The 21,194-nt window shown below is 55.1% G+C and carries 21 protein-coding genes and 3 tRNA genes; 7 read left to right on the forward strand and 17 right to left on the reverse strand.

From position 1 onward, the window contains the following. Positions 1 to 8 precede the first annotated feature (8 nt). The 3 genes from nadR to serB are packed head-to-tail and all read right to left on the reverse strand — an operon-like array spanning position 9 to position 3,626. Entirely contained in the window at positions 9 to 1,241 is a 1,233-nt protein-coding gene (nadR, locus tag ABLV75_RS16980; RefSeq protein ID WP_004108450.1) for a multifunctional transcriptional regulator/nicotinamide-nucleotide adenylyltransferase/ribosylnicotinamide kinase NadR, read from the reverse strand. A 21-nt stretch (positions 1,242 to 1,262) separates the two neighbouring features. Continuing rightward, positions 1,263 to 2,645: a DNA repair protein RadA gene (gene radA / locus ABLV75_RS16985; protein WP_004108452.1), complete on the reverse strand. Its 1,383-nt coding sequence runs from the start codon at positions 2,643 to 2,645 to the stop codon at positions 1,263 to 1,265. 9 nt (positions 2,646 to 2,654) lie between these two features. Further along, complete coding sequence (serB, locus tag ABLV75_RS16990; RefSeq protein ID WP_004108454.1) at positions 2,655 to 3,626, reverse strand: phosphoserine phosphatase; 972 nt, start codon at positions 3,624 to 3,626, stop codon at positions 2,655 to 2,657. Positions 3,627 to 3,730: 104 nt separating this feature from the next. Here serB and ABLV75_RS16995 point away from each other — a divergent pair, with 104 nt between their 5' ends. Together ABLV75_RS16995 and lplA are read left to right on the forward strand one after the other, a co-directional pair. Beyond that, complete coding sequence (locus ABLV75_RS16995; RefSeq protein ID WP_004108456.1) at positions 3,731 to 4,372, forward strand: YtjB family periplasmic protein; 642 nt, start codon at positions 3,731 to 3,733, stop codon at positions 4,370 to 4,372. Positions 4,373 to 4,382: 10 nt separating this feature from the next. Further along, positions 4,383 to 5,399 (forward strand): lipoate--protein ligase LplA, encoded by a 1,017-nt coding sequence (lplA, locus tag ABLV75_RS17000; RefSeq protein WP_004108458.1) that lies wholly within the window; start codon positions 4,383 to 4,385, stop codon positions 5,397 to 5,399. Positions 5,400 to 5,453: 54 nt separating this feature from the next. On the opposite strand, the gene deoD is transcribed toward lplA, so the two are convergent. The 13 genes from deoD to ABLV75_RS17065 form a co-directional block, all read right to left on the reverse strand. After that, positions 5,454 to 6,176 carry a purine-nucleoside phosphorylase gene (gene deoD / locus ABLV75_RS17005; RefSeq protein WP_004108460.1) on the reverse strand — a complete coding sequence of 241 codons (723 nt, stop codon included), beginning with the start codon at positions 6,174 to 6,176 and terminating at the stop codon, positions 5,454 to 5,456. Between the two features lie 93 nt (positions 6,177 to 6,269). Beyond that, positions 6,270 to 7,493, reverse strand: a complete 1,224-nt coding sequence (deoB, locus tag ABLV75_RS17010; RefSeq protein WP_004108462.1) for a phosphopentomutase — start codon at positions 7,491 to 7,493, stop codon at positions 6,270 to 6,272. A 52-nt stretch (positions 7,494 to 7,545) separates the two neighbouring features. Then, entirely contained in the window at positions 7,546 to 8,868 is a 1,323-nt protein-coding gene (deoA, locus tag ABLV75_RS17015; protein WP_348855048.1) for a thymidine phosphorylase, read from the reverse strand. Between the two features lie 78 nt (positions 8,869 to 8,946). Beyond that, the gene (gene deoC / locus ABLV75_RS17020; protein ID WP_004098396.1) at positions 8,947 to 9,726 is read right to left on the reverse strand and encodes a deoxyribose-phosphate aldolase; all 780 of its coding nucleotides are present in this window, start codon (positions 9,724 to 9,726) and stop codon (positions 8,947 to 8,949) included. 414 nt (positions 9,727 to 10,140) lie between these two features. Beyond that, complete coding sequence (locus ABLV75_RS17025; RefSeq protein ID WP_004108467.1) at positions 10,141 to 11,418, reverse strand: NupC/NupG family nucleoside CNT transporter; 1,278 nt, start codon at positions 11,416 to 11,418, stop codon at positions 10,141 to 10,143. Between the two features lie 145 nt (positions 11,419 to 11,563). Then, positions 11,564 to 12,343, reverse strand: coding sequence for a metal-dependent hydrolase (locus ABLV75_RS17030; RefSeq protein WP_004108469.1), 780 nt, complete (start codon positions 12,341 to 12,343; stop codon positions 11,564 to 11,566). Continuing rightward, positions 12,340 to 13,413 (reverse strand): patatin family protein, encoded by a 1,074-nt coding sequence (locus ABLV75_RS17035; RefSeq protein ID WP_004108471.1) that lies wholly within the window; start codon positions 13,411 to 13,413, stop codon positions 12,340 to 12,342. Before ABLV75_RS17035 ends, ABLV75_RS17030 begins: the two co-directional genes overlap by 4 nt. Positions 13,414 to 13,533: 120 nt before the next feature. Further along, on the reverse strand, positions 13,534 to 13,695 hold the full coding sequence (locus tag ABLV75_RS17040; protein WP_003856556.1) for a DUF1328 domain-containing protein: 162 nt from the start codon (positions 13,693 to 13,695) through the stop codon (positions 13,534 to 13,536). Positions 13,696 to 13,819: 124 nt separating this feature from the next. Then, entirely contained in the window at positions 13,820 to 14,431 is a 612-nt protein-coding gene (osmY, locus tag ABLV75_RS17045; protein ID WP_004108473.1) for a molecular chaperone OsmY, read from the reverse strand. A gap of 217 nt (positions 14,432 to 14,648) precedes the next feature. Continuing rightward, a complete protein-coding gene (prfC, locus tag ABLV75_RS17050; protein ID WP_004108474.1) occupies positions 14,649 to 16,238 on the reverse strand; it encodes a peptide chain release factor 3 in 1,590 nt (529 codons plus the stop codon). A gap of 92 nt (positions 16,239 to 16,330) precedes the next feature. After that, positions 16,331 to 17,008 carry a pyrimidine 5'-nucleotidase gene (gene yjjG, locus ABLV75_RS17055; protein ID WP_004098385.1) on the reverse strand — a complete coding sequence of 226 codons (678 nt, stop codon included), beginning with the start codon at positions 17,006 to 17,008 and terminating at the stop codon, positions 16,331 to 16,333. Positions 17,009 to 17,022: 14 nt separating this feature from the next. After that, entirely contained in the window at positions 17,023 to 17,469 is a 447-nt protein-coding gene (gene rimI, locus ABLV75_RS17060) for a ribosomal protein S18-alanine N-acetyltransferase (protein WP_004108475.1), read from the reverse strand. Next, complete coding sequence (locus tag ABLV75_RS17065; protein ID WP_004108476.1) at positions 17,438 to 17,851, reverse strand: DNA polymerase III subunit psi; 414 nt, start codon at positions 17,849 to 17,851, stop codon at positions 17,438 to 17,440. The genes rimI and ABLV75_RS17065 overlap by 32 nt, the downstream gene beginning before the upstream one ends. A 158-nt stretch (positions 17,852 to 18,009) precedes the next feature. On the opposite strand from ABLV75_RS17065, the gene rsmC reads away from it, so the two are divergent. The 4 genes from rsmC to ABLV75_RS17085 all read left to right on the forward strand — a co-directional run bounded on the left by rsmC (position 18,010) and on the right by ABLV75_RS17085 (position 19,525). Continuing rightward, positions 18,010 to 19,038, forward strand: coding sequence for a 16S rRNA (guanine(1207)-N(2))-methyltransferase RsmC (rsmC, locus tag ABLV75_RS17070; RefSeq protein WP_004108477.1), 1,029 nt, complete (start codon positions 18,010 to 18,012; stop codon positions 19,036 to 19,038). A 167-nt stretch (positions 19,039 to 19,205) separates the two neighbouring features. Further along, positions 19,206 to 19,292 (forward strand) — tRNA-Leu (locus ABLV75_RS17075). Positions 19,293 to 19,320: 28 nt separating this feature from the next. Further along, a tRNA-Leu gene (locus ABLV75_RS17080) sits at positions 19,321 to 19,407 on the forward strand. Between the two features lie 31 nt (positions 19,408 to 19,438). After that, positions 19,439 to 19,525, forward strand: a tRNA-Leu gene (locus ABLV75_RS17085). Positions 19,526 to 19,544: 19 nt separating this feature from the next. Here the strand turns inward: ABLV75_RS17085 and ABLV75_RS17090 are convergent. Beyond that, complete coding sequence (locus ABLV75_RS17090) at positions 19,545 to 19,784, reverse strand: DUF1435 domain-containing protein (RefSeq protein WP_004108478.1); 240 nt, start codon at positions 19,782 to 19,784, stop codon at positions 19,545 to 19,547. A gap of 262 nt (positions 19,785 to 20,046) precedes the next feature. Here ABLV75_RS17090 and ABLV75_RS17095 point away from each other — a divergent pair, with 262 nt between their 5' ends. Beyond that, complete coding sequence (locus ABLV75_RS17095; protein ID WP_004108479.1) at positions 20,047 to 21,093, forward strand: GGDEF domain-containing protein; 1,047 nt, start codon at positions 20,047 to 20,049, stop codon at positions 21,091 to 21,093. Positions 21,094 to 21,194: the final 101 nt, after the last annotated feature.

Below are 21,194 nucleotides of genomic sequence, written 5' to 3' on the forward strand. Positions count from 1 at the left end.
CAGAAGGCCTATCCCTGCTCGCCCATCATCTCTTTCACCAGCTCAACGCAGCGCAGGAAGCGGGCGTCGTAATCAGCCTCTTTCACATGCACAAAATCTATCTCGTTCTCCCTGAGCAGCGACACCAGCAGCGACTGGAACTCTTTGCGGTCTACGGAGCTGCCAAGGCTTCGCAAGCCATCGGCTACCCACGGCGTGTTGTTTTCCAGCAGAATGACCAGGTCGAAGCGATACTCATCGATCAGCGCCTGAACAAAGGGATGTTCCCGCCCTTCATACTTCAAACAAAACGCCTGAGTACTGACAAAGTCAGTATCGATAAATGCCACTTTGTTGGCATATTTTACTGCAAAATCAATATACTGCGCATGACCGAGAGCGATTTTGTCATAGTCGGAATATTGCAGCGCCATCTCATCGCCGCCGAGGTGCGAAAAGACGTAGTCGCGGCCATACTCCCAGGCGCTGGTGGTATTAAAGATATTGGAAAGCTTATTCACCAGCGTCGACTTCCCGCTCGACTCACCGCCGAGGATCGCCACCGTGCGTACGAAAAAGGGCTTCACTTCGGTAGGAATATATTCCCAGTAACGGAACGGATTCTCACGAATCTGCCCGCCGCTGATGTTCATAAAGGTGCGTTTAGGATCGATAAGAACGGTTTCAATCCCCAGATGATCCAGATACTGCGGCGCGTCGCCCTCTTCCGAAGTGTAGATCCAGTTAGGCTCAATGCCCTTCTCGCTCATAAAGGCGCGGATCCCGCGGCTCCAGACGTCCCAGCCGTGCGGATAAGGCTCCATTCCCTCTTCATTGAAGGCGTGGATGCGGATATTTTTTTGATATTTGAACGTTTGCAGCAGCCAGCGCAGGCGGTCAGGCACGGTTGGCTGCTGCGACATCGCGCTCTTTTCAAACAGCTCGCGATCGCGGGGATCGTCGTAGCCCATAATGATATGCAGCTCATCGACCTGGCTACAGGCGCGCTGAATCAAGTAGATGTGCCCGGTGTGCAGCGGGTAAAACTTACCAAATACCACGCCAACGCTTTTTTGCCGACGCGGAAACTCCAGCCCGAGAAACCGGTGCAACGCTTCCAGCTTTTGCGCGCTGGGGCTTTTAATTTTGGCGTTCAGCAGCTGGCTCAGGTAGCCTTTTGTCATTCCGCTGGCGTCCGCCACCTGCTGTAGCGTACAGCCCTTCTGCTTTATGGCGCTTTTTAAATAGTCAAATGACGACATGGCGAGTCTCCTTTTAACTTATTATAAGTCGTCAAAGACGCTTAGCGCGTCCGCAAGCTTTTTCACGCCAAAGATTTGCATCCCTTCCGGCACTTTTTTCGGCACATTCGCGGCCGGAACAATCGCCCGACGAAAACCATGCTTAGCCGCTTCGGAAATACGCTCCTGGCCGCTCGGCACCGGGCGAATTTCGCCCGCCAGACCCACTTCGCCGAAAACCACCAGGTCCTGCGGCAGAGGACGGTCGCGCAGGCTGGAAACCATCGCCAGCAGCAGCGCCAGGTCGGCGCTGGTTTCTGTGACCTTCACACCGCCAACAACGTTGACGAACACGTCCTGGTCAGCCATCTGCAGACCACCGTGACGATGCAGTACCGCCAGCAGGATCGCCAGACGGTTCTGCTCCAGCCCCACCGCCACGCGGCGCGGGTTGGACATCATCGAGTGATCGACCAGCGCCTGGATCTCCACCAGCAGCGGTCGGGTACCTTCCCAGACCACCATTACCGAACTGCCCGAAGTCACTTCGTCACCGCGGCTCAGGAAGATAGCCGAGGGGTTGCTCACTTCACGTAGCCCCTGCTCGGTCATAGCGAATACGCCCAGCTCGTTGACCGCGCCGAAGCGGTTTTTATGGCTGCGCAAGGTGCGAAAACGAGAATCGGCGTCGCCGTCGAGCAGCACGGAGCAGTCAATACAGTGCTCCAGCACTTTCGGCCCGGCCAGCGAGCCGTCTTTGGTCACGTGGCCGACCATGACGATCGCCACGCCGCGCGTCTTGGCAAAGCGCGTTAAATAGGCCGCCGTTTCGCGCACCTGAGCCACGCTGCCCGGCGACGACTGCACGTCGGCCATATGCATCACCTGGATGGAGTCGATAACCATCAGCTGCGGCTTTTCTTCGTCGGCAATCTGGCAAATCTGCTCAATGCTGGTTTCTGACAGCATATTCAGGTTGGCGGTGGGCAGACTTAAGCGGTGAGCGCGCATCGCCACCTGCTGAAGCGACTCTTCCCCGGTGACGTAGAGCGTTTTCATGCCTTCGGAGAGCTTACACAGGGTTTGCAGCAGCAGCGTCGACTTGCCCGCGCCGGGGTTACCGCCGATCAGAATCGCGCTTCCCGGCACCACGCCGCCGCCGAGCACGCGGTCAAATTCTTTAAATCCGGTCGAAAAGCGCGGCAGCGCTTCGAGGCTGATATCGGAGAGCTTTTGCACCTTCGATACGCCGGCATTACCGGCGTAACCTGACAGGCGTTCGTTTCTTGCCACCTGCGGCGAAGCGGCAATGCGCATCTCGGTTATGGTATTCCAGGCATGACAGGCGCTGCACTGCCCCTGCCAGCGCGGATAATCCGCACCGCATTCATTACAGACAAATGCGCGTTTTGGAGCTTTCGCCACGTTAACCTCTTACTTTTGATTCATGCTGCCGGAGAGAATACAGAATACCCCCATCAGGTCAGCGTGGCGGATTGTCACTTCCGCCAGTTCATTCACTTTGGGCTTAGCATGATAGGCGATGCCGAGTCCTGCCGCTTTAATCATCGGCAGATCGTTTGCGCCATCGCCAATAGCGACGGTTTGCGCTGGCGGGATTTCATACTTTTCCGCCAGTTTACGCAGCGTACTGGCTTTATATTTCGCATCGACGATATCGCCGATGACGTTGCCGGTCAGCTTACCGTCCATGATCTCCAGTTCGTTGGCGAACACCGCGTCGAGATGCAGCTTGTCGCGCAAATACTCGGCAAAGAAGGTGAAGCCGCCGGAGGCGATCGCCACCTTCCAGCCGAGCGTTTCCAGCTTCAGCACCAGCTGGGTCAGCCCCGGCATCAGCGGCAGCGTTTCACGCACCTGCAGAAGAATATTGGCATCGGCATCTTTCAGCGTCGCTACCCGCTGACGCAGGCTGGCGGTGAAATCAAGTTCGCCGCGCATCGCGCGCTCGGTCACTTCAGAGACCAGCTCGCCGGTACCGGCCAGTTTGGCGATTTCATCAATGCACTCGATCTGAATCGCCGTCGAGTCCATATCCATAACCAGCAGGCCCGGCGTGCGTAAATGCGGGATTTTCCCCAGCGGCGCGACGTCAAACCCGGCCTCATGGGCCAGACGGGTCGCTCGTAGCGTTAACGAACCAGCCAGACGAATCACCTGATAGTCGTCAACCGCCCAAGAGGCAACAATCACCAGGGCCGCCCCCAGCTCCCGCTGCCACTCTGTCAGACGACGCTTGTTAAGACCGCGACCATACAGCAGCCAGCCGCTACGTCCGGCATGATAATCCAACGGCATAACCTCATCACCGCTCAGGGAAAGCGGCAATCCAGGCCACTGGGAAACATCTTCAGGCAGGTCGCACCAGGTCAAACTGTTTGGCATCACGGCTCCACATAACTTCATTCAGGCGAGGAAAATAACGCATGAGGCTACCTTGTAACCAGCGCTTCTGGCAACATTAAGCTGCAAATTTTCAAAGGTGGAATATGGTACGCGCAAAACTTAAATTCCGGCTGCATCGCGCGGTGATAGTTCTGATCTGTCTCGCACTCCTCGTCGCCCTTATGCAGGGCGCTTCGTGGTTTAGCCAGAACAGTCAGAAGCAGCGCAATCCGCAGCTGGAAGAACTGGCCCGCACGCTCGCCCAGCAGGTCACGCTGAACCTGGCGCCGCTGATGCACAGCGAAACGCCCGACGAAAAGCGAATTAGCCAGCTGCTGGACCAGCTTACCCATAAAAGCCGGATCCTCGACGCCGGCGTGTATGACGAACAGGGTGACCTGGTGGCGCGTTCCGGCGAAAGCGTCGAGGTACGCGATCGGCTGGCGCTGGACGGGAAAAAAGCGGGCGGCTACTTCAACCAGCAAATCGTTGAGCCTGTTCAGGGTAAAAACGGGCCGCTCGGCTACCTGCGCCTGACGCTGGATACCCACACGTTAGCCACCGAAGCGCAGCAGGTCGATAATACCACCAATATCCTGCGTCTGATGCTGCTGCTATCTCTGGCCATCGGCGTCGTCCTGACGCGCACCCTGCTGCAGGGAAAACGTACCCGCTGGCAGCAATCGCCTTTCCTGCTCACCGCCAATAAGCCGGTGCAGGATGAAGATAAAGATGAATCAGAATAAGGAAATCGCTATGCCCACGCTGCGCCTGCTGCTCTCTGACTCTTACGACCCTTGGTTCAATCTGGCGGTTGAGGAGTCCATTTTTCGCCAGATGCCCGCAACTCAACGGGTGCTGTTTCTGTGGCGCAACGCCGATACGGTGGTCATTGGCCGCGCACAAAACCCGTGGAAAGAGTGCAACACCCGACGTATGGAAGAAGACAACGTGCGCCTGGCGCGTCGCAGCAGCGGCGGCGGCGCGGTATTCCACGATCTGGGCAATACCTGCTTTACCTTTATGGCCGGAAAGCCAGAGTACGATAAAACCGTTTCCACGAATATCGTCCTGACGGCGCTGAATTCGCTGGGCGTCACGGCGGAAGTCTCAGGCCGTAACGATCTGGTCGTAAAAACCGCTGAAGGCGACCGAAAAGTCTCCGGCTCCGCCTATCGCGAAACGATGGATCGCGGCTTTCATCACGGAACGCTGCTGCTGAACGCCGATTTAAGCCGTCTGGCCAACTACCTCAATCCCGATAAGAAAAAGCTGCAGGCTAAAGGCATTACCTCCGTACGCGGGCGCGTAGCCAATCTGGTCGAGCTGCTACCGGGCATTACCCATCAGCAGGTCTGCGAGGCTATACAGGAGGCGTTTTTCGCCCATTACGGCGAACGCGTCACTGCAGAAGTGATCTCCCCGGAGAAAATGCCGGACCTGCCGAATTTTGCCGCGACCTTTGCTCGCCAGAGCAGCTGGGAGTGGAACTTTGGCCAGGCACCGGCTTTCAGCCATCTGCTGGACGAACGTTTTACCTGGGGCGGCGTAGAGCTCCATTTCGACGTCGAAAAAGGCCATATCACGCGCACTCAGGTCTTTACCGACAGCCTTAACCCGGCACCGCTGGAAGCGCTTGCCGCCCGACTGCAGGGCTGCCTGTACCGCGCGGATATGCTGCAGCAGGAGTGCGAGGCTTTATTCGTTGATTTCCCGGAGCAGGAGAAAGAGCTGCGTGAGCTGTCGGCGTGGATTGCCGGCGCGGTACGCTAACGTGCGGTCAGATCACGTCGCCCCTCTCCCATAGGGAGAGGGAGGAAGAGATGATTACTCTTTATCGCCCAGCAGAACGGATTCCAGCGCGATTTTGATCATATCGTTGAAGGTCGTCTGGCGTTCAGCAGCCGTGGTCTGCTCGTGGGTACGGATGTGGTCAGATACGGTGCAGATGGTCAGCGCTTTCGCACCGAATTCCGCCGCGACGCCGTAGATCCCGGCCGCTTCCATTTCCACGCCCAGAATGCCGTATTTTTCCATTACGTCGAACATCTCACCGCCGTCCGGCGCATAAAACAGATCAGCAGAGAAGATGTTGCCCACGCGAGCGTCAACGCCCAGCGCTTTTGCCGCGTCAACCGCGTTACGCACCATGCCAAAGTCGGCAATCGCCGCAAAGTCGTGGTCTTTGAAACGCATACGGTTAACTTTAGAGTCGGTGCAGGCGCCCATGCCGATAACCACGTCGCGCAGTTTAACGTCCATACGCACCGCGCCGCAGGAGCCTACGCGAATGATTTTTTTGACGCCGAAGTCGGTGATCAGCTCTTTCGCATAAATGGAGCAGGAGGGGATACCCATACCGTGACCCATAACGGAAATTTTGCGGCCTTTATAGGTACCGGTGAAGCCCAGCATACCGCGGACGTTGTTTACTTCACGGATATCTTCAAGGAAAGTTTCGGCAATGTGCTTCGCGCGCAGCGGGTCGCCAGGCATCAGCACAACGTCAGCGAAATCGCCCATTTCTGCGTTAATGTGTGGAGTAGCCATCGTTAAATCCTTCTGAATGTTATACCTGATGGCGGCTACGCCTAATCAGGCTGACAAAAAAGGCCCGGTGAGCGTGACTCACCGGGCAAAAAATCACAGCATGTTTTTGCCGTATTCCATCGGAGACGTACCGAAGTACGTTGCCAGAGTCTGGCCGATATCGGCGAAGGTTTCGCGGTGACCCAGCGAACCCGGCTTCACTTTCGGGCCATAAATCAGTACCGGAATATGTTCGCGGGTATGGTCAGTACCGGTCCAGGTCGGGTCGCAGCCGTGGTCAGCGGTCAGGATCAGAATGTCATCTTCCCCTACCAGTTCCATCAGCTCCGGCAGACGGCGATCGAACAGCTCCAGGCCCGCAGCATAGCCAGCAACATCGCGGCGATGGCCCCAGGAAGAGTCGAAGTCCACGAAGTTGGTGAAGACGATGGTTTCGTCCCCCGCTTCTTTCATCTCTTTAATGGTGGCGTCAAACAGCGCATCCAGGCCGGTCGCCTTCACTTTTTTGGTAATGCCGCAGTTGGCATAGATGTCGGCGATTTTACCGACCGAAACCACCTGCCCTTTTTTCTCGTCAACCAGCTTCTGTAGCACCGTCGGTGCCGGCGGCTCAACGGCCAGATCGTGGCGGTTACCGGTGCGCTGGAAGTGACCGGCTTTGTCGCCGATAAACGGACGCGCAATAACGCGGCCGATGTTGTAGCCGCCTTCGGTCAGCTCTTCACGCGCGATTTCGCACAGTTCGTACAGCTTATCGAGACCAAAGGTCTCTTCATGGCAGGCAATCTGGAACACCGAGTCAGCAGAGGTATAGAAAATCGGCTTGCCGGTTTTCATATGCTCTTCGCCCAGTTGATCGAGGATAACGGTACCGGAAGAGTGGCAGTTGCCGAGGTAGCCCGGCAGATTTGCGCGCTTAACCAGTTTATCAAGCAGCTCCTGCGGGAAGCTGTTTTCATGCTCAGGGAAGTAGCCCCAGTCAAACAGAACCGGCACGCCGGCGATTTCCCAGTGGCCTGACGGGGTGTCTTTGCCGGAAGAGAGCTCATGCGCCCATGCGTAAGCGCCGATAACTTCCGCATTGCCGTCCATACCGGCTGCAACTTTACCGGTAGAACCTTCATGGGCCTTAACCAGCCCCAGGCGGGTCAGATTAGGCAAATTGAGCGGACCTTTACGGCCGTTGTCAGCCTCGCCTTTGGCACAAGCTTCTGCAATATGGCCCATGGTGTCTGAACCGACGTCGCCAAAGCGTTCAGCGTCTTCAGTCGCACCGATGCCGAATGAGTCCAGCACCATAATAAATGCACGTTTCATATTATTCTCCGTACCTTTTGCGCTGCAAAAAAGCGATCAGATCAGTATATAACTATTCGGTGATACGACGATAGACTGTCGGCGTAATTTCAGGCGCTTTATCGTCAAGTTTTATGGCCGCTTTCACTGCTTTGGCCGCTTCCTGCCAGCTGTTCTCATCTTTCGCATGGATAACCGCCAGCGGCTGCTGCGTATCAATGCGCGCGCCGAGGGGAACCATGTCGGTGAAGCCGACGCTGTAATCAATTAGATCTGCAGCCTGACGGCGACCGCCGCCCATAGAGACCACCGCCATGCCCAGAGCGCGAGTGTCCATTTCGGCAACAAATCCTTCGCCTTCGGCGTAGACCGCTTTGCTTAGCATCGCGCCCGGCAGGTATTTATCGTAGTTTTCCACGAAATCGCCAGGGCCTTTTTGCGCCGCCACCATCCGGCCAAAGACTTCTGCGGCTTTACCGTTATCCAGCACCGCCTGAAGCTTAGCCCGCGCATCGGCATCGTTCTCCGCCAGCTTGCCGGAAATCAGCATCTCAACGCAGAGCGCCATCGTCACCTCAAGCAACCGCGGATTGCGGTACTCGCCGGTGAGGAACAGCACGGCTTCCCGCACTTCCACCGCATTACCAGCGCTGGAAGCCAGCACCTGGTTCATATCGGTCAACAGGGCTGTCGTCCGCACGCCGGCGCCGTTAGCAACGCCGACGATCGCTTCGGCCAGCGCGGCGGAAAGCTCATAAGTAGGCATAAAGGCGCCGCTGCCGACTTTGACATCCATCACCAGCGCGTCCAGCCCTTCCGCCAGCTTCTTGGCGAGAATCGAGGCGGTGATCAGCGGGATAGAGTCCACCGTCGCGGTGATATCACGCGTGGCGTAAAAACGTTTGTCCGCCGGTGCCAGAGAGCTGGTCTGCCCGATAATCGCGACGCCGACATCTTTAATGATTTCACGGAAGCGGCTATCGTCCGGGAAGATATCGAAACCGGGGATCGCTTCCAGCTTGTCCAGCGTACCGCCGGTATGACCGAGTCCGCGCCCGGAGATCATCGGTACATAGCCGCCGCAGGCAGCGACCATCGGCCCCAGCATCAGGGAAGTCACATCGCCTACGCCGCCGGTAGAGTGTTTATCGACAATCGGGCCGTTAAGATTAAGGCTCTTCCAGTCGAGGACGGTTCCTGAATCCCGCATCGCCATGGTCAGCGAAACGCGTTCCGGCATAGACATATCGTGGAAAAAAATGGTCATCGCCAGCGCGGCGATCTGCCCTTCAGAGATGGTGTTATCGCGGATACCGTTAATGAAAAAACGAATTTCTTCATCGCTCAGCGCATGACCATCACGTTTTTTACGAATAATTTCTTGTGCGAGAAACAAGATTACCTCCCGAGGAAAGAGTCAAAGACCAACCTCAGGCCGGACGACATCCGGCCTTAAGGTCAGACAAATTACGTATTAGTAGCTGCTGGCGCTCTTACCATCGCCGTGACCCAACGCTTTCAGCAGGCTTGCCAGCAGGCTGGAAGCGCCGAAGCGATAGTGGCGAGAATCGGCCCAGTCGGCCCCGAACAGCTCATCAGCAATGGCGAGGAACTTTTGCGCGTCTTCCGCGCTGCGCACGCCGCCTGCCGGTTTGAAGCCAACGCTCTGCTGAACACCCATATCGCGGATGACTTCCAGCATAATGCGCGCGCTTTCCGGGGTCGCATTCACCGGAACTTTACCGGTCGACGTTTTGATAAAATCAGCGCCGGCTTTGATGGAAATTTCAGATGCTTTACGAATCAGCGCTTCTTCTTTCAGCTCGCCGGTTTCGATAATGACTTTCAGCAGCACGTTTGCTGCCGCGCAGGCTTCTTTACAGGCTTTGACCAGGTCAAAACCCACCTGTTCGTTGCCCGCAATCAGCGCGCGATAAGGGAACACGACGTCGACTTCATCCGCGCCGTAGGCAATCGCCGCGCGGGTTTCCGCCAGCGCAATATCGATATCATCGTTACCGTGCGGGAAGTTGGTCACCGTCGCAATGCGGATATCCGGGGTTCCCTGTTCGTTCAGCGTTTTGCGCGCGATCGGGATAAAGCGCGGGTAGATGCACACTGCGGCAGTATTCCCTACCGGTGTTTTGGCCTGATGACACAACGCGATCACTTTCTCATTAGTGTCGTCATCATTCAGGGTGGTCAGGTCCATCAGTTTCAACGCGCGCAGGCTGCTTGCAGTTAAATCAGTCATTTCATACTCCGACGGCGTATTGCCGGTTAAAAGTTTGTTCACCTTGCGAGTCTGTTACTATTGTAACATTGCCTCGCCGCCACACTTCGATATACATCACAGTTAATGAAAACTAATTGCCAATTTGCATTGCTGTGACGTGATTTAAATCACACTAAATAGCCAAGCCCGGGCTTCATGAGCGTACAGCACTTTATAAGCATAAACAGCAAGCTCCGGCCCGACGGAATGTTATTATTATAACATATCCGAACGCGACAACTCGATATCAGCAGGGTCATTTTGTGCGAACAACGGCGAAAAAGAGCACTAACGATGGAAAAACAGAGCGTTGCAGGATGATGGAATTTTAACAATTGTGGTAAAAATACCGGCGGCAGCGCCGCCGCCGGTATTTTCTCGCTGAAGCACGCGTTATAGCGCGAGGAAGACGCCTGCGATGGTGGCGCTCATCAGATTTGAGAGCGTACCCGCCGCCACCGCCCGCATGCCCAGCTGTGCGATTTCCTGGCGGCGATTGGGCGCCATACCGCCTAAACCGCCAATCAGAATGGCAATGGATGACAGGTTGGCAAAACCGCAAAGGGCAAAGGAGATAATGGCCTTAGTGTGGGTTGAAATGACCTGCAAACCTGCGGCAGCCACCTCGGCGTCGGCTTTCAGATATTCGCCGAAATTCATATAGGCTACAAACTCATTGATGATCAGCTTCTGGCCGATAAATGAGCCGGCCACGGTGGCTTCACTCCATGGAACGCCAATCACCCACGCCAGCGGCGAGAAGACCCAGCCGAGAATCATTTGCAGCGACAGATCCGGGTAGTTAAACCAGCCGCCCACGCCGGAGAGGATCCCGTTAACCAGCGCAATCAGCGCGATAAACGCCAGCAGCATCGCGCCAACGTTAAGCGCCAGCTGCATCCCCGAAGCTGCCCCGGATGCGGCAGCATCCAGTACGTTTGCCGGCGCTTCCGGATCGGCGTCATTTTTTTCCAGCGCCGGGCTATCTTGCGGCTGCTCGGTTTCCGGCACGATAATTTTCGCAAACAGCAGGCCGCCCGGTGCCGCCATAAATGAAGCGGCAATCAGATATTCCAACGGTACGCCCATCTGGGCATAACCGGCCAGAACGGAGCCTGCGACCGAAGCCAGGCCCCCGCACATCACCGCAAATAGCTCAGAGCGCGTCATGGTGGCGATGTAAGGACGCACGACCAGCGGCGCTTCGGTCTGGCCAACAAAAATATTCGCCGTGGCAGAGAGCGATTCCGTGCGCGAGGTTTTCAGTACCGCGCGCAGCGCCCCGCCGAGTATGCGGATCACAAACTGCATAATGCCCAGGTAATAAAGCACGGCGATCAGCGATGAGAAGAAGACAATGACCGGCAGGACGCGCAGGGCAAAAACAAACCCGCCGCCGCCGAAGACCTCAAACATCTTGTCGGAAACCAGACCGCCGAAAATAAAGCCGATTCCTTCATTGCCGTAAGCAATCACGTTGGCAACGCCGTTAGACATGGCCAGCAGCGCCGTGCGCCCGGCCGGCACGTAGAGAATTAACGCGCCGATCCCCACCTGGATAATCCAGGCGCCGAGGACGGTGCGCAGGTTGATGGCTTTTCGATTACTGGAGAGGAGCACTGCGATGGCTAACAGCACCACCATGCCGATAAGTCCCATGATAATTTGCATACAGAATCCCTGTGTATTGATAGTTCAGCGTAAAACCCCGCGATTATAACGGCATGGAACCATCACGCTCATCACAGCTCACACATTTTAGGCAAAACAATGAGATAAAAAGGCAGGAATGAGACACAAGTCACTCAATAAAAGGTTATAAAATAGCAAAAACCTCTTTTGTATTACAAAACATGGTATTAGCTATCTCTTCAGCAGGCTCAGAGCGTAGCTCACATAAGGCGGTGAAGACGCGAGCCGCTTGCTCAGGCCTGTTCGGCTGCCCCTGGAAACCGTTTAACGGCATATCCGGCGCATCGGTCTCCAGTAACAGCGCAGAAAGCGGTAGCTGCGCCATCACATCGCGGGTCTTGCTGGCGCGCGGGTAGGTAATGGTACCGCCAACGCCGATTTTATAGCCCAGCTGGACAAAACGTTCGGCTTGCTGAAGACTACCGGCAAAACCGTGCACCACGCCGGTACGCGGTAAAGCGTGCTTTTTTAGCAGCATCGCCAGCTTGTCATGAGTGCGTCTGGAGTGGAGGATGACCGGCAAGTCGTAGCGTTTCGCCAGACGCAACTGCGCCTCCAGGAGAGAAATCTGGCGCTCGAACTGCGGATCTTCGCGATAGAGATCGAGGCCAATTTCCCCAACCGCGATCAGCTTAGCATCGCGTTTCGCCAGGCAGGCTTCAAGCCGCACCAGACTCTCTTCTTCATGCCGCTCAATTACTATCGGATGAAGCCCCAGGGCCGCGTAGAGCGGAGCATACTGCGCCGCAAGCCCTAATACGCGGGCAAAGTTATCCGCTTCCGTCGCCGGTACGATGATTTGCCTCACGCCAGCCTGAGCCGCTCGGGCAATACTGGCAGTTTCGTCGCCGGTGAAAGGAGGGAAATCGAAGTGACAGTGGGTATCAATAAATCGCAAGGTCACGCGAGGTCCTCATTATCAAAGCTGGCATCATTGGCCTGCTCAGCCGCGATGACCGGAACCTGAGGGATCTCGTTGGCCACGGGCGCCGGCGGGATAACCACCGTTTTCGGTACCGCAATGCGTGGCGCATGACGCAGCAAAGGAGGCCTGTCGGCCAGCAGTTTACCGACCGTAGCGAGGAAATAGCGCCCGCACTGGCGCCCGGTTTTGTAGTCTTCAAGTAAAGCAGGAAGACGGCTGCCTAACGCCATACTTTTCAATGGCTTCTGTGGATATATTTCCAGAATTCTCAGCTTACCCGGCGGCTTCTCAATGAACTCTTGCGTGGAGCGATAGGTGGTTTCGTGGTGCTGTACCAGATTCACAAACGGCTGCAGGCTACTTTCGCCAAGCCAGCGCTCCATCCGTTTAAACCACTGCGGGGTGTAGTACATCTGCGAAGGCACGGTGCGGATCACTACGATTGTTTGCGCGCCCCGACGGGCGGCCTCCTGCACCGGGATCGCATCGCTGACGCCGCCGTCCAGATAGCTCACCCCATCCAGCATAACGCCGCTGCGGTAAAAACCGGGAATCGCGCTGGAGGCGCGAATCAGATCGAGCCAGGTTTGCTGGGTAGGGGAAAAGTAGTTGGGCGTATAATCATCGCCGCGGCAGGCGCACATCCAGAACTCTTTACCCTGAGCAAAACGGTCTTCAGCATAAGCCATCGCCAGCGGCATTTTTTTGGCGGTGCTGTCGACCAGCCAGTCGAGATCGATGAGGTTGCCTCCGCGGACAAAACGCATCGGATCGAAAAACTCGCGGGCGGTGGTGTAGCGCGTGATCACCTTGCGGGCATAGCCGGGCTGGTTGCACAGATAGGCCGAGAGATTTTGCGCCCCGGCAGAGGTGCCAAACAGCATATCGAACGGGTTAAATCCCGCGCGCATAAATTCGTCCAGCACCCCGGCGGTAAAAATGCCCCTCTGTCCCCCACCTTCGCACACCAGCGCAAGCCTGCCCGGCTGGAAGGGTTTAACAGATAACGGCGTAATGTTGCCCAACGTAACGGGAATTCGCTGCCCCACCCTGCTTTCCTGTCTGGCTTATTATAAAAACAAAGGTAACGCAATTTTTAACGCCCTGAAACAGAGAAAGCCAGTCTCATTGACTGGCTTTATGTAAGACGGTATTTCACTGATTAACGTCTAGGGACGTCGACGGCCGGTGAACAGGCTGACCAGGAACAGAATAATACCGACAACAAAGACAATTTTAGCAGCCCAGGCAGCGGTACCTGCCAGGCCACCAAAACCCAGAGCGGCGGCAATTAAAGCGATCACCAGAAAAATAATGCCCCATCTAAACATACGTCTCTCCTTACCATAGTTAATGACGGTCGATTTTCTGCGCACTCAGGCCGCGCATACACAACCCTGTGGTGCTACACATCCTGCGGAAAGACCGCAGAATAAATTCTTTTAATGAATGGATTTATTTAACGCTAAGATCGTTCTTCACGCTTTTGACGCCGGAAACGGCTTTAGCAATGCCTTCCGCACGTTCCGACTGCTTGCTGGACTCGACCGTGCCGGATAAATGTACGACGCCATCGGTGGTCTCAACTTTCACGTTACGCGACGGGACGATATCGTCAGCCAGTAATTTAGCTTTGATCTCGCTGGTCACCGCGGTATCGCCCGCGTAGCCCTTCAGCGACGCTGATTTTTCGTTCTGCACGCTAAGCTTGTCGTTTACCGAGCTCACGCCTTCAACGGCTTTAGCTACGCTAAGCGCTTGTTTATGCTGCTCTGAACTATCAACTGTACCGCTTAACGTGACGACTTTATTTTCCGTTTTCACCGAGATATCGGTGCTGCGAATATCCTTATGATCGATCAGCGCCGCTTTCACCCTGGCGGTGATGGTGCTGTCGTCCATAAAGTTTCCGACTTTGTTCATCGAATTATCAACGGCTTGACCGGCATTGCTGGCTGCAGATTTTGCGCTGTCTACGGTCGAGTTTTCTGCATACGCCGAAGCGCTGATTATTGCTGAGCCCAGGAAGAGGGCCAGGAGTGTCTTGCCGCTCTTAAGTCTTGTCATCGTCGTTCCTCGTTATATCTAAGCAGGTAAAGCAAAATAAGTAGTCTATTAAGCCAGGATTCCAAAAATTACTTATTAAATGTAGTAGATACACGGAAGAGTGCGGCATGAACGGGTAAAAAAGCAGGCAAAACGGTTAGAATTAAGAACTTTCCAGATAGGGGCTTCTGAAAGAAAAACGACGTGGAGCGCGGCGAAAACCGCGCTCCGGAGAGGATTAATGCTCGCGAGTTTTGCGGAACTGGACGTCAGGATAACGCTCCTGCGTCAGGTTCAGGTTAACCATGGTCGGGGCGATGTAGGTCAGATTATCGCCGCCATCGAGCGCCAGCTGAATTTCGTTCTTACGCTTAAACTCTTCGAATTTCTTCGCGTCGCTGCATTCCACCCAGCGGGCGGTGGCGACGTTGACCGACTCGTAGATCGCCTCAACGTTGTATTCGCTCTTCAGGCGAGCGACGACGACGTCAAACTGCAGTACCCCCACCGCGCCGACGATCAGATCGTTATTGGCGATCGGACGGAACACCTGCACCGCGCCTTCTTCAGAAAGCTGAACCAGCCCCTTCAGCAGCTGTTTCTGCTTGAGCGGATCTTTCAGGCGAATGCGGCGGAACAGTTCCGGGGCGAAGTTCGGGATACCGGTGAACTTCATCATTTCACCCTGGGTGAAGGTATCGCCAATCTGGATGGTGCCGTGGTTATGCAGACCCAGGATATCGCCCGGATACGCTTCTTCCACATGCGAACGGTCGCCGGCCATGAAGGTCAGCGCGTCGGAGATCACCACATCCTTGCCGATACGCACCTGGCGCATCTTCATGCCCTTCTCGTACTTACCGGAAACCACGCGCATAAAGGCCACGCGGTCGCGGTGTTTCGGGTCCATGTTGGCCTGAATTTTAAAGACAAAGCCGGTGAACTTCTCTTCCGAGGCTTCCACGGTGCGGGTATCGGTTTTACGCGGCATCGGCGCAGGCGCCCACTCCACTAAACCGTCCAGCATATGGTCAACGCCGAAGTTACCCAGCGCGGTTCCGAAGAATACCGGCGTAATTTCGCCCGCCAGGAACAGATCTTTATCGAATTCGTTAGACGCGCCCTGCACCAGCTCCAGCTCGTCGCGCAGCTGCTGCGCCAGGTCTTCACCCACCGCCGCGTCCAGATCCGGGTTATTTAACCCTTTAACGATGCGCACTTCCTGGATAGTGTGACCTTTACCGGTCTGGTAGAGATAGGTTTCATCTTTATAGAGGTGGTAAACGCCCTTGAACAGCTTGCCGCAGCCAATGGGCCAGGTGATCGGCGCGCAGCCGATTTTCAGCTCGTTTTCCACTTCATCCAGCAGCTCCATCGGGTCGCGGATGTCACGGTCAAGTTTGTTCATAAACGTCAGGATCGGCGTATCGCGCAGACGGGTGACTTCCATCAGCTTACGGGTACGATCCTCAACGCCTTTCGCGGCATCGATAACCATCAGACAGCAGTCCACCGCCGTCAGCGTACGATAGGTATCTTCGGAGAAGTCTTCGTGCCCCGGAGTATCCAGCAGATTGACCAGACAGTCGTGATACGGGAACTGCATTACGGAAGTGGTAATGGAGATACCGCGCTGCTTTTCCATTTCCATCCAGTCAGACTTCGCATGCTGACTGGAGCCGCGGCCTTTTACCGTACCGGCGGTCTGAATAGCCTGTCCGAATAACAGCACCTTTTCAGTAATGGTCGTTTTACCGGCATCCGGGTGAGAAATAATGGCAAAAGTGCGGCGCTTGGCCACCTCCTGCAAATAAGGAGACAACGTCATAATTCAATCTTCTTAGTAAACGCGGCAATGCGCCGCGCATGTTGAATACGAAAAAATTGCGGCTATTTTACCCATCAATGGGGGGGAGGCAATCAGTGTTTACACAGGAGTTGCTCCAGTTCGCTTAAAGAGGTGACCGTCCAGTCCGCGCGGAGGTCGGCGGGCAACTCGCGTTGATGAGGGTTAAACCAGCAGGTGGCCAGGCCGGCATTCACGCCGCCGCGAATATCAGATTCCGCCGTATCACCCACCATCAGCACCCGTGAACGATCGGGGTTGCCCGCCTGCGCCAGGGCATAATCAAAGATGCGCGCATCCGGTTTAGCGACCCCAACCTCTTCGGAAATAATCAGTAAATCAAAATGATCGCGTAACCCGGTACGTTCAAGACGCGTCTGCTGTAGCGAGGTAAAACCGTTGGTGATGATGCCCATTTTCACCTTACCCTGCAGCGAATCCAGCAGCGACACCGCGCCCGGCAGCGGCGAGCAGATCTCCGCCATCGCGTTCATAAACGCGGCGTTCAGCTCACCAGGAGGGACGTTCAGGCGCTCCGCCCAACCGTCAAAGCGCTGATGCTGCAGTTGAAGAGAAGTGATAGCGCCGTTCTGATAATCCACCCACAGCGGCTTATTCACGGCCTGGTAGTCCTGAAAATCCTCTGCGGAGAAGGTCACGCTATAGTCGAGAAACATCCGCTGTAGGCCGCTAAACGAGTCAAACGTAAATAACGTTTCATCGGCATCAAAGAAAATCCAGTCCCACTTCATCGTATCACCTTGTCTTACATACTGATTGGCAGTGCCATAATAATGGCGTCCTCACGTCCGTCGACCGTGGGGTAATAGTTGCGGCGAATCGTCGCCTCGTTAAAGCCTAAGCTTTCATAGAGCGCGATGGCGGCGACGTTAGACGCGCGCACCTCCAGCCACAGCGTGACGACGCCGCGTTTTTCTACTTCATCAATCACCTGCTCCAGCAGCGCTCTGCCCAGACCACGACGCTGAAAAGCGGGATCGACGGCGATATTAAACAACGTCGCCTCGTCGAGCACGATTTGCGTAATAGCAAAGGCCGCCATCTCCCCGTCTACGGACAGCTGAAGATTCAGATAGCGATCGCCCTGATTGCTGGCAAACGTCTGCTCGCTCCAGGGGAAAGCGTGGGCGCGCGTTTCAATTTGCCAGGCCCGAGGCAAATCAGCCGCGTTGAGGGTAGAAATCGTGTTCATGTGCGCAGATCTGTTGCCAGAGCGCCATGCGAGCAGGCGTACTGGTCTGAAGTTCATCGAAAGCGGGCGTGGATAGCTGCGCGCCCGCCAGCATCAGCGGCGTGTCCGTACCCAGCCGCCAGCTATTACAGCGTGCGTCCTGAGGCAACATCGCCACGCGCTCAGGCGTCAACTGCATTACCTGCTCCGGAGTCAGGGACAGCGTGCGCAGAATATCGCGGATAAGCGGTTCGGTCAGCGATGGCGGCTCTTCCGCCACCATCACCAGACGAATGTGTCCAGGAAGCGAGATAGCGATTTCACCCTGTAACGCCCCAGGACGACGCAGCGACCACTGGGTAATACCCAGCTGCTGTAATTGCCAGTCTCGTCGGGATGTCATAGCGAAACACTCCTGTTAATTAAGCGCGCAATATAGCAAATACGTCGTATTTGCGCCAACAAACTACGCGGCGGCCGGAGCGCATCCCGCCGCCAACAAAGAGGCAGGCTGAAAGATAACGTGTATAATCGGCGCCAGTCTTAATGAAGGAGTGTTTCATGTCCGCTTTTACCCCGGCAAGTGAAGTCTTGCTGCGCCACAGTGATGATTTCGAGTCCGCCCGCGTTCTGTTTGCCGGTGACCTGCAGGATGACCTGCCCGCTCGTCTGGATACGGCTGCCAGCCGCGCCCATACCCAGCAGTTTCACCACTGGCAGGTACTGAGCCGCCAGATGGGTGAAAACGCCCGTTTTAGCCTGGTCGCGGAAGCCAGCGATGTTGCCGATTGCGATACGCTGATCTACTACTGGCCAAAAAACAAACCCGAAGCTCAGTTTCAGCTGATGAATCTGCTTTCCCTGCTGCCGGTCGGTATTGATATTTTCGTGGTTGGCGAAAACCGCAGCGGCGTGCGCAGCGCCGAGCAGATGCTGGCGGAATATGCGCCGCTGACTAAAGTCGACAGCGCGCGCCGCTGTGGTCTCTATCACGGTCGTCTGGAAAAACAGCCGGCCTTCGATCCCGAGCAGTTCTGGGGCGAGTATCCGCTGGAAAATCTGACGATTAAAACGCTGCCGGGCGTCTTCAGCCGCGATGGCCTGGATATTGGTAGCCAGCTGCTTCTTTCAACCCTGACGCCGCACACCAAAGGTAAAGTATTGGACGTCGGCTGCGGCGCTGGCGTGCTGGCAACCGTGCTGGCCAGCCACTCGCCTAAAGTCCGCTTATCCTTATGCGACGTCAGCGCCCCGGCAGTTGAAGCCAGCCGCGCCACGCTCGCCGCTAACGGTATCGAAGGGGAAGTATTCGCCAGCAATGTATTTTCCGAAGTGAACGGCCGCTTCGATATGATTATCTCCAATCCGCCTTTCCACGATGGTCTGCAGACCAGCCTGGAAGCCGCTCAGACCCTGATTCGCGGCGCCGTTCGGCATTTGAACAGCGGCGGAGAGCTACGCATCGTCGCCAACGCCTTCTTGCCCTATCCGAATGTGCTGGATGAGATCTTCGGCTTCCATGAAGTGATTGCCCAGACGGGCCGCTTTAAGGTTTACCGGACGGTGATGACGCGTCAGGCCAGGAAATAGTCCCGCGTTTTTTCGGCGACAGCAGACGCTCGTCGCCGAACTTTACCCTCTCAGTCGCCCATTTTTGCAACAATCAATCCAACTGATACAATTAACTATTGACGAATAGCTGAAAACCACTAGAATGCGCCTCCGTGGTAACGATACTTTTATAGTGTCGATGGTATGCGAAGGTGGCGGAATTGGTAGACGCGCTAGCTTCAGGTGTTAGTGTCCTTACGGACGTGGGGGTTCAAGTCCCCCCCCTCGCACCATAATCCACGTTGATATTGCTCGCACTGGGCGAAGGTGGCGGAATTGGTAGACGCGCTAGCTTCAGGTGTTAGTGTTCTTACGGACGTGGGGGTTCAAGTCCCCCCCCTCGCACCAACGAGGCGATATCAAAAATTAAGAATACTGTGCGAAGGTGGCGGAATTGGTAGACGCGCTAGCTTCAGGTGTTAGTGTCCTTACGGACGTGGGGGTTCAAGTCCCCCCCCTCGCACCAATATTCTTACCCTTCTGCTTTATCCCATCAGCCTCAAATTCAGCAATATCAGCATTATTCCACCGATCAGCGCCACGCATGATGGCAGCAAAACAAAATGCCGTAGCTGCCGGTGCCAAATCATCATCGCTGACATCAGCATTCCCAAAGTGACCAATCCACGCCAGGCATCTACCGACAAATCGGCAAACCCGAGGGCGGCAAGCAATACGCCAGGGATCAACACGCCCCATCCACTCCCTAAAGTTCGCTGCAACATGATTTCGCCCCTCACAACGATAATGATAACCAATACCATATGATAATTTTTATCATTTGTCATCCAGGGAAAATAGCGCATCCTTATTCTTTACGTTTGCGGTAATGACATACATTCATGAAGGTGATAAATTAAACAAAATAATTTATATATTAAATTGTCTGATTATTTCGTAAAAACCTTATTTTACGCACTGTTTTTTATTATTCATTCCAACCTCACATCACTTTGAATTTTAACGATTAATAATGACAACTCCGACATGACTGCACAATCCTGGCGATCCCATTACGAACAGAAATATCAGTATTCCTTACGGCTATTTTTACTGCTTAATTTGGTTTCATCCTTTTTATCTCTGGTCAGCCCGCTCTTTACCGTCATTACATTTACCCCACCTTGCTTTTTGATCGTGGCCTGCAGCGCGGTTCTGCTGCTATGGCACTGGAAATTCGCCCAGCACAAAATAAATATTCCGCTTATTTCACTGATATTTGGTCTGCTGTGGGCATGGCATGTAGCCCTAAAAGCAATGGTGATGGGCCCTCCACATTTTAACTACCTGGTCATCGCGTTATTAAGCGTGTTATTTATCGGCACCATTGCTTTTTCCAGCAATATCATTGCCTTTACGTTGCACTCGTTACCCACCTACGTGACCTGCCTGTTCCTCGGCGGAGGCGAACAGTGGTTGCGCATGTCCTGGTGCTTTGTGTTGCCGATTGCAGGGATCGCCCTGCAAAGCCTGATGCAAAAACGCAGCGATGTTTTCACCCAGGGCCTCATGGATAAACTGTTGAAAGAACGTAATACCCTTAACGATCTCAGCATGTTGGATCCTCTCACCGGCTTGTATAACCGGCGGGGCTTACAAAATCGTCTGGACACCATTCTTTCTTTGGATAGTAGCGAGCATTACGTCCTGCTGCTGGATATTGATCATTTCAAAGCCTATAACGACCACTATGGGCATATGATGGGCGACCAGGCCTTAATTCAGGTCTCCGCGGCCATTCGTAACGCCGTTCGCTCGCGCGATATTGTGGCCCGCTTTGGCGGCGAAGAGTTTATGGTGCTATTGACCAGCAGTAGTGCGGAAAACGCCCTTCAGGCCGCGGAGCGAATCAGGCAGCGGGTCTACGATCTGAAAATCCCGCATATGTTCAATGAAAGCGTCGCGACCAATGTCACCATTAGTATCGGCATGACGCCGCTCGTAGATGCCGATATCGAGAGCGCCCTGAAACGAGCGGATAACGCGCTCTATGAAGCCAAAAATATGGGACGAAACATTATTCTCGCCAGCTAGCCCCTGTATCGCGCAGCGGGTGTCATCAGGCGGACAAATCGCTTGCCAAGCTGGCGTCCCGGCATTAACATCGAAAATCATTATCATTTAGATTTGTATCT

The sequence above is a fragment of the Klebsiella sp. CN_Kp066 genome (genome assembly GCF_040065135.1).
GTDB lineage: Bacteria > Pseudomonadota > Gammaproteobacteria > Enterobacterales > Enterobacteriaceae > Klebsiella > Klebsiella oxytoca.

Coding starts and splice junctions, on each gene's coding strand:
- nadR (WP_004108450.1), bottom strand. CDS start 1,241: ATGTCGTCATTTGACTATTTAAAAAGCGCCATAAAGCAGAAGGGCTGT.
- serB (WP_004108454.1), bottom strand. CDS start 3,626: ATGCCAAACAGTTTGACCTGGTGCGACCTGCCTGAAGATGTTTCCCAG.
- ABLV75_RS16995 (WP_004108456.1), top strand. CDS start 3,731: ATGGTACGCGCAAAACTTAAATTCCGGCTGCATCGCGCGGTGATAGTT.
- lplA (WP_004108458.1), top strand. CDS start 4,383: ATGCCCACGCTGCGCCTGCTGCTCTCTGACTCTTACGACCCTTGGTTC.
- deoD (WP_004108460.1), bottom strand. CDS start 6,176: ATGGCTACTCCACACATTAACGCAGAAATGGGCGATTTCGCTGACGTT.
- deoB (WP_004108462.1), bottom strand. CDS start 7,493: ATGAAACGTGCATTTATTATGGTGCTGGACTCATTCGGCATCGGTGCG.
- deoC (WP_004098396.1), bottom strand. CDS start 9,726: ATGACTGATTTAACTGCAAGCAGCCTGCGCGCGTTGAAACTGATGGAC.
- ABLV75_RS17025 (WP_004108467.1), bottom strand. CDS start 11,418: ATGCAAATTATCATGGGACTTATCGGCATGGTGGTGCTGTTAGCCATC.
- ABLV75_RS17040 (WP_003856556.1), bottom strand. CDS start 13,695: ATGTTTAGATGGGGCATTATTTTTCTGGTGATCGCTTTAATTGCCGCC.
- osmY (WP_004108473.1), bottom strand. CDS start 14,431: ATGACAAGACTTAAGAGCGGCAAGACACTCCTGGCCCTCTTCCTGGGC.
- prfC (WP_004108474.1), bottom strand. CDS start 16,238: ATGACGTTGTCTCCTTATTTGCAGGAGGTGGCCAAGCGCCGCACTTTT.
- yjjG (WP_004098385.1), bottom strand. CDS start 17,008: ATGAAGTGGGACTGGATTTTCTTTGATGCCGATGAAACGTTATTTACG.
- rimI (WP_004108475.1), bottom strand. CDS start 17,469: ATGAACACGATTTCTACCCTCAACGCGGCTGATTTGCCTCGGGCCTGG.
- ABLV75_RS17065 (WP_004108476.1), bottom strand. CDS start 17,851: ATGACATCCCGACGAGACTGGCAATTACAGCAGCTGGGTATTACCCAG.
- rsmC (WP_004108477.1), top strand. CDS start 18,010: ATGTCCGCTTTTACCCCGGCAAGTGAAGTCTTGCTGCGCCACAGTGAT.
- ABLV75_RS17090 (WP_004108478.1), bottom strand. CDS start 19,784: ATGTTGCAGCGAACTTTAGGGAGTGGATGGGGCGTGTTGATCCCTGGC.
- ABLV75_RS17095 (WP_004108479.1), top strand. CDS start 20,047: ATGACTGCACAATCCTGGCGATCCCATTACGAACAGAAATATCAGTAT.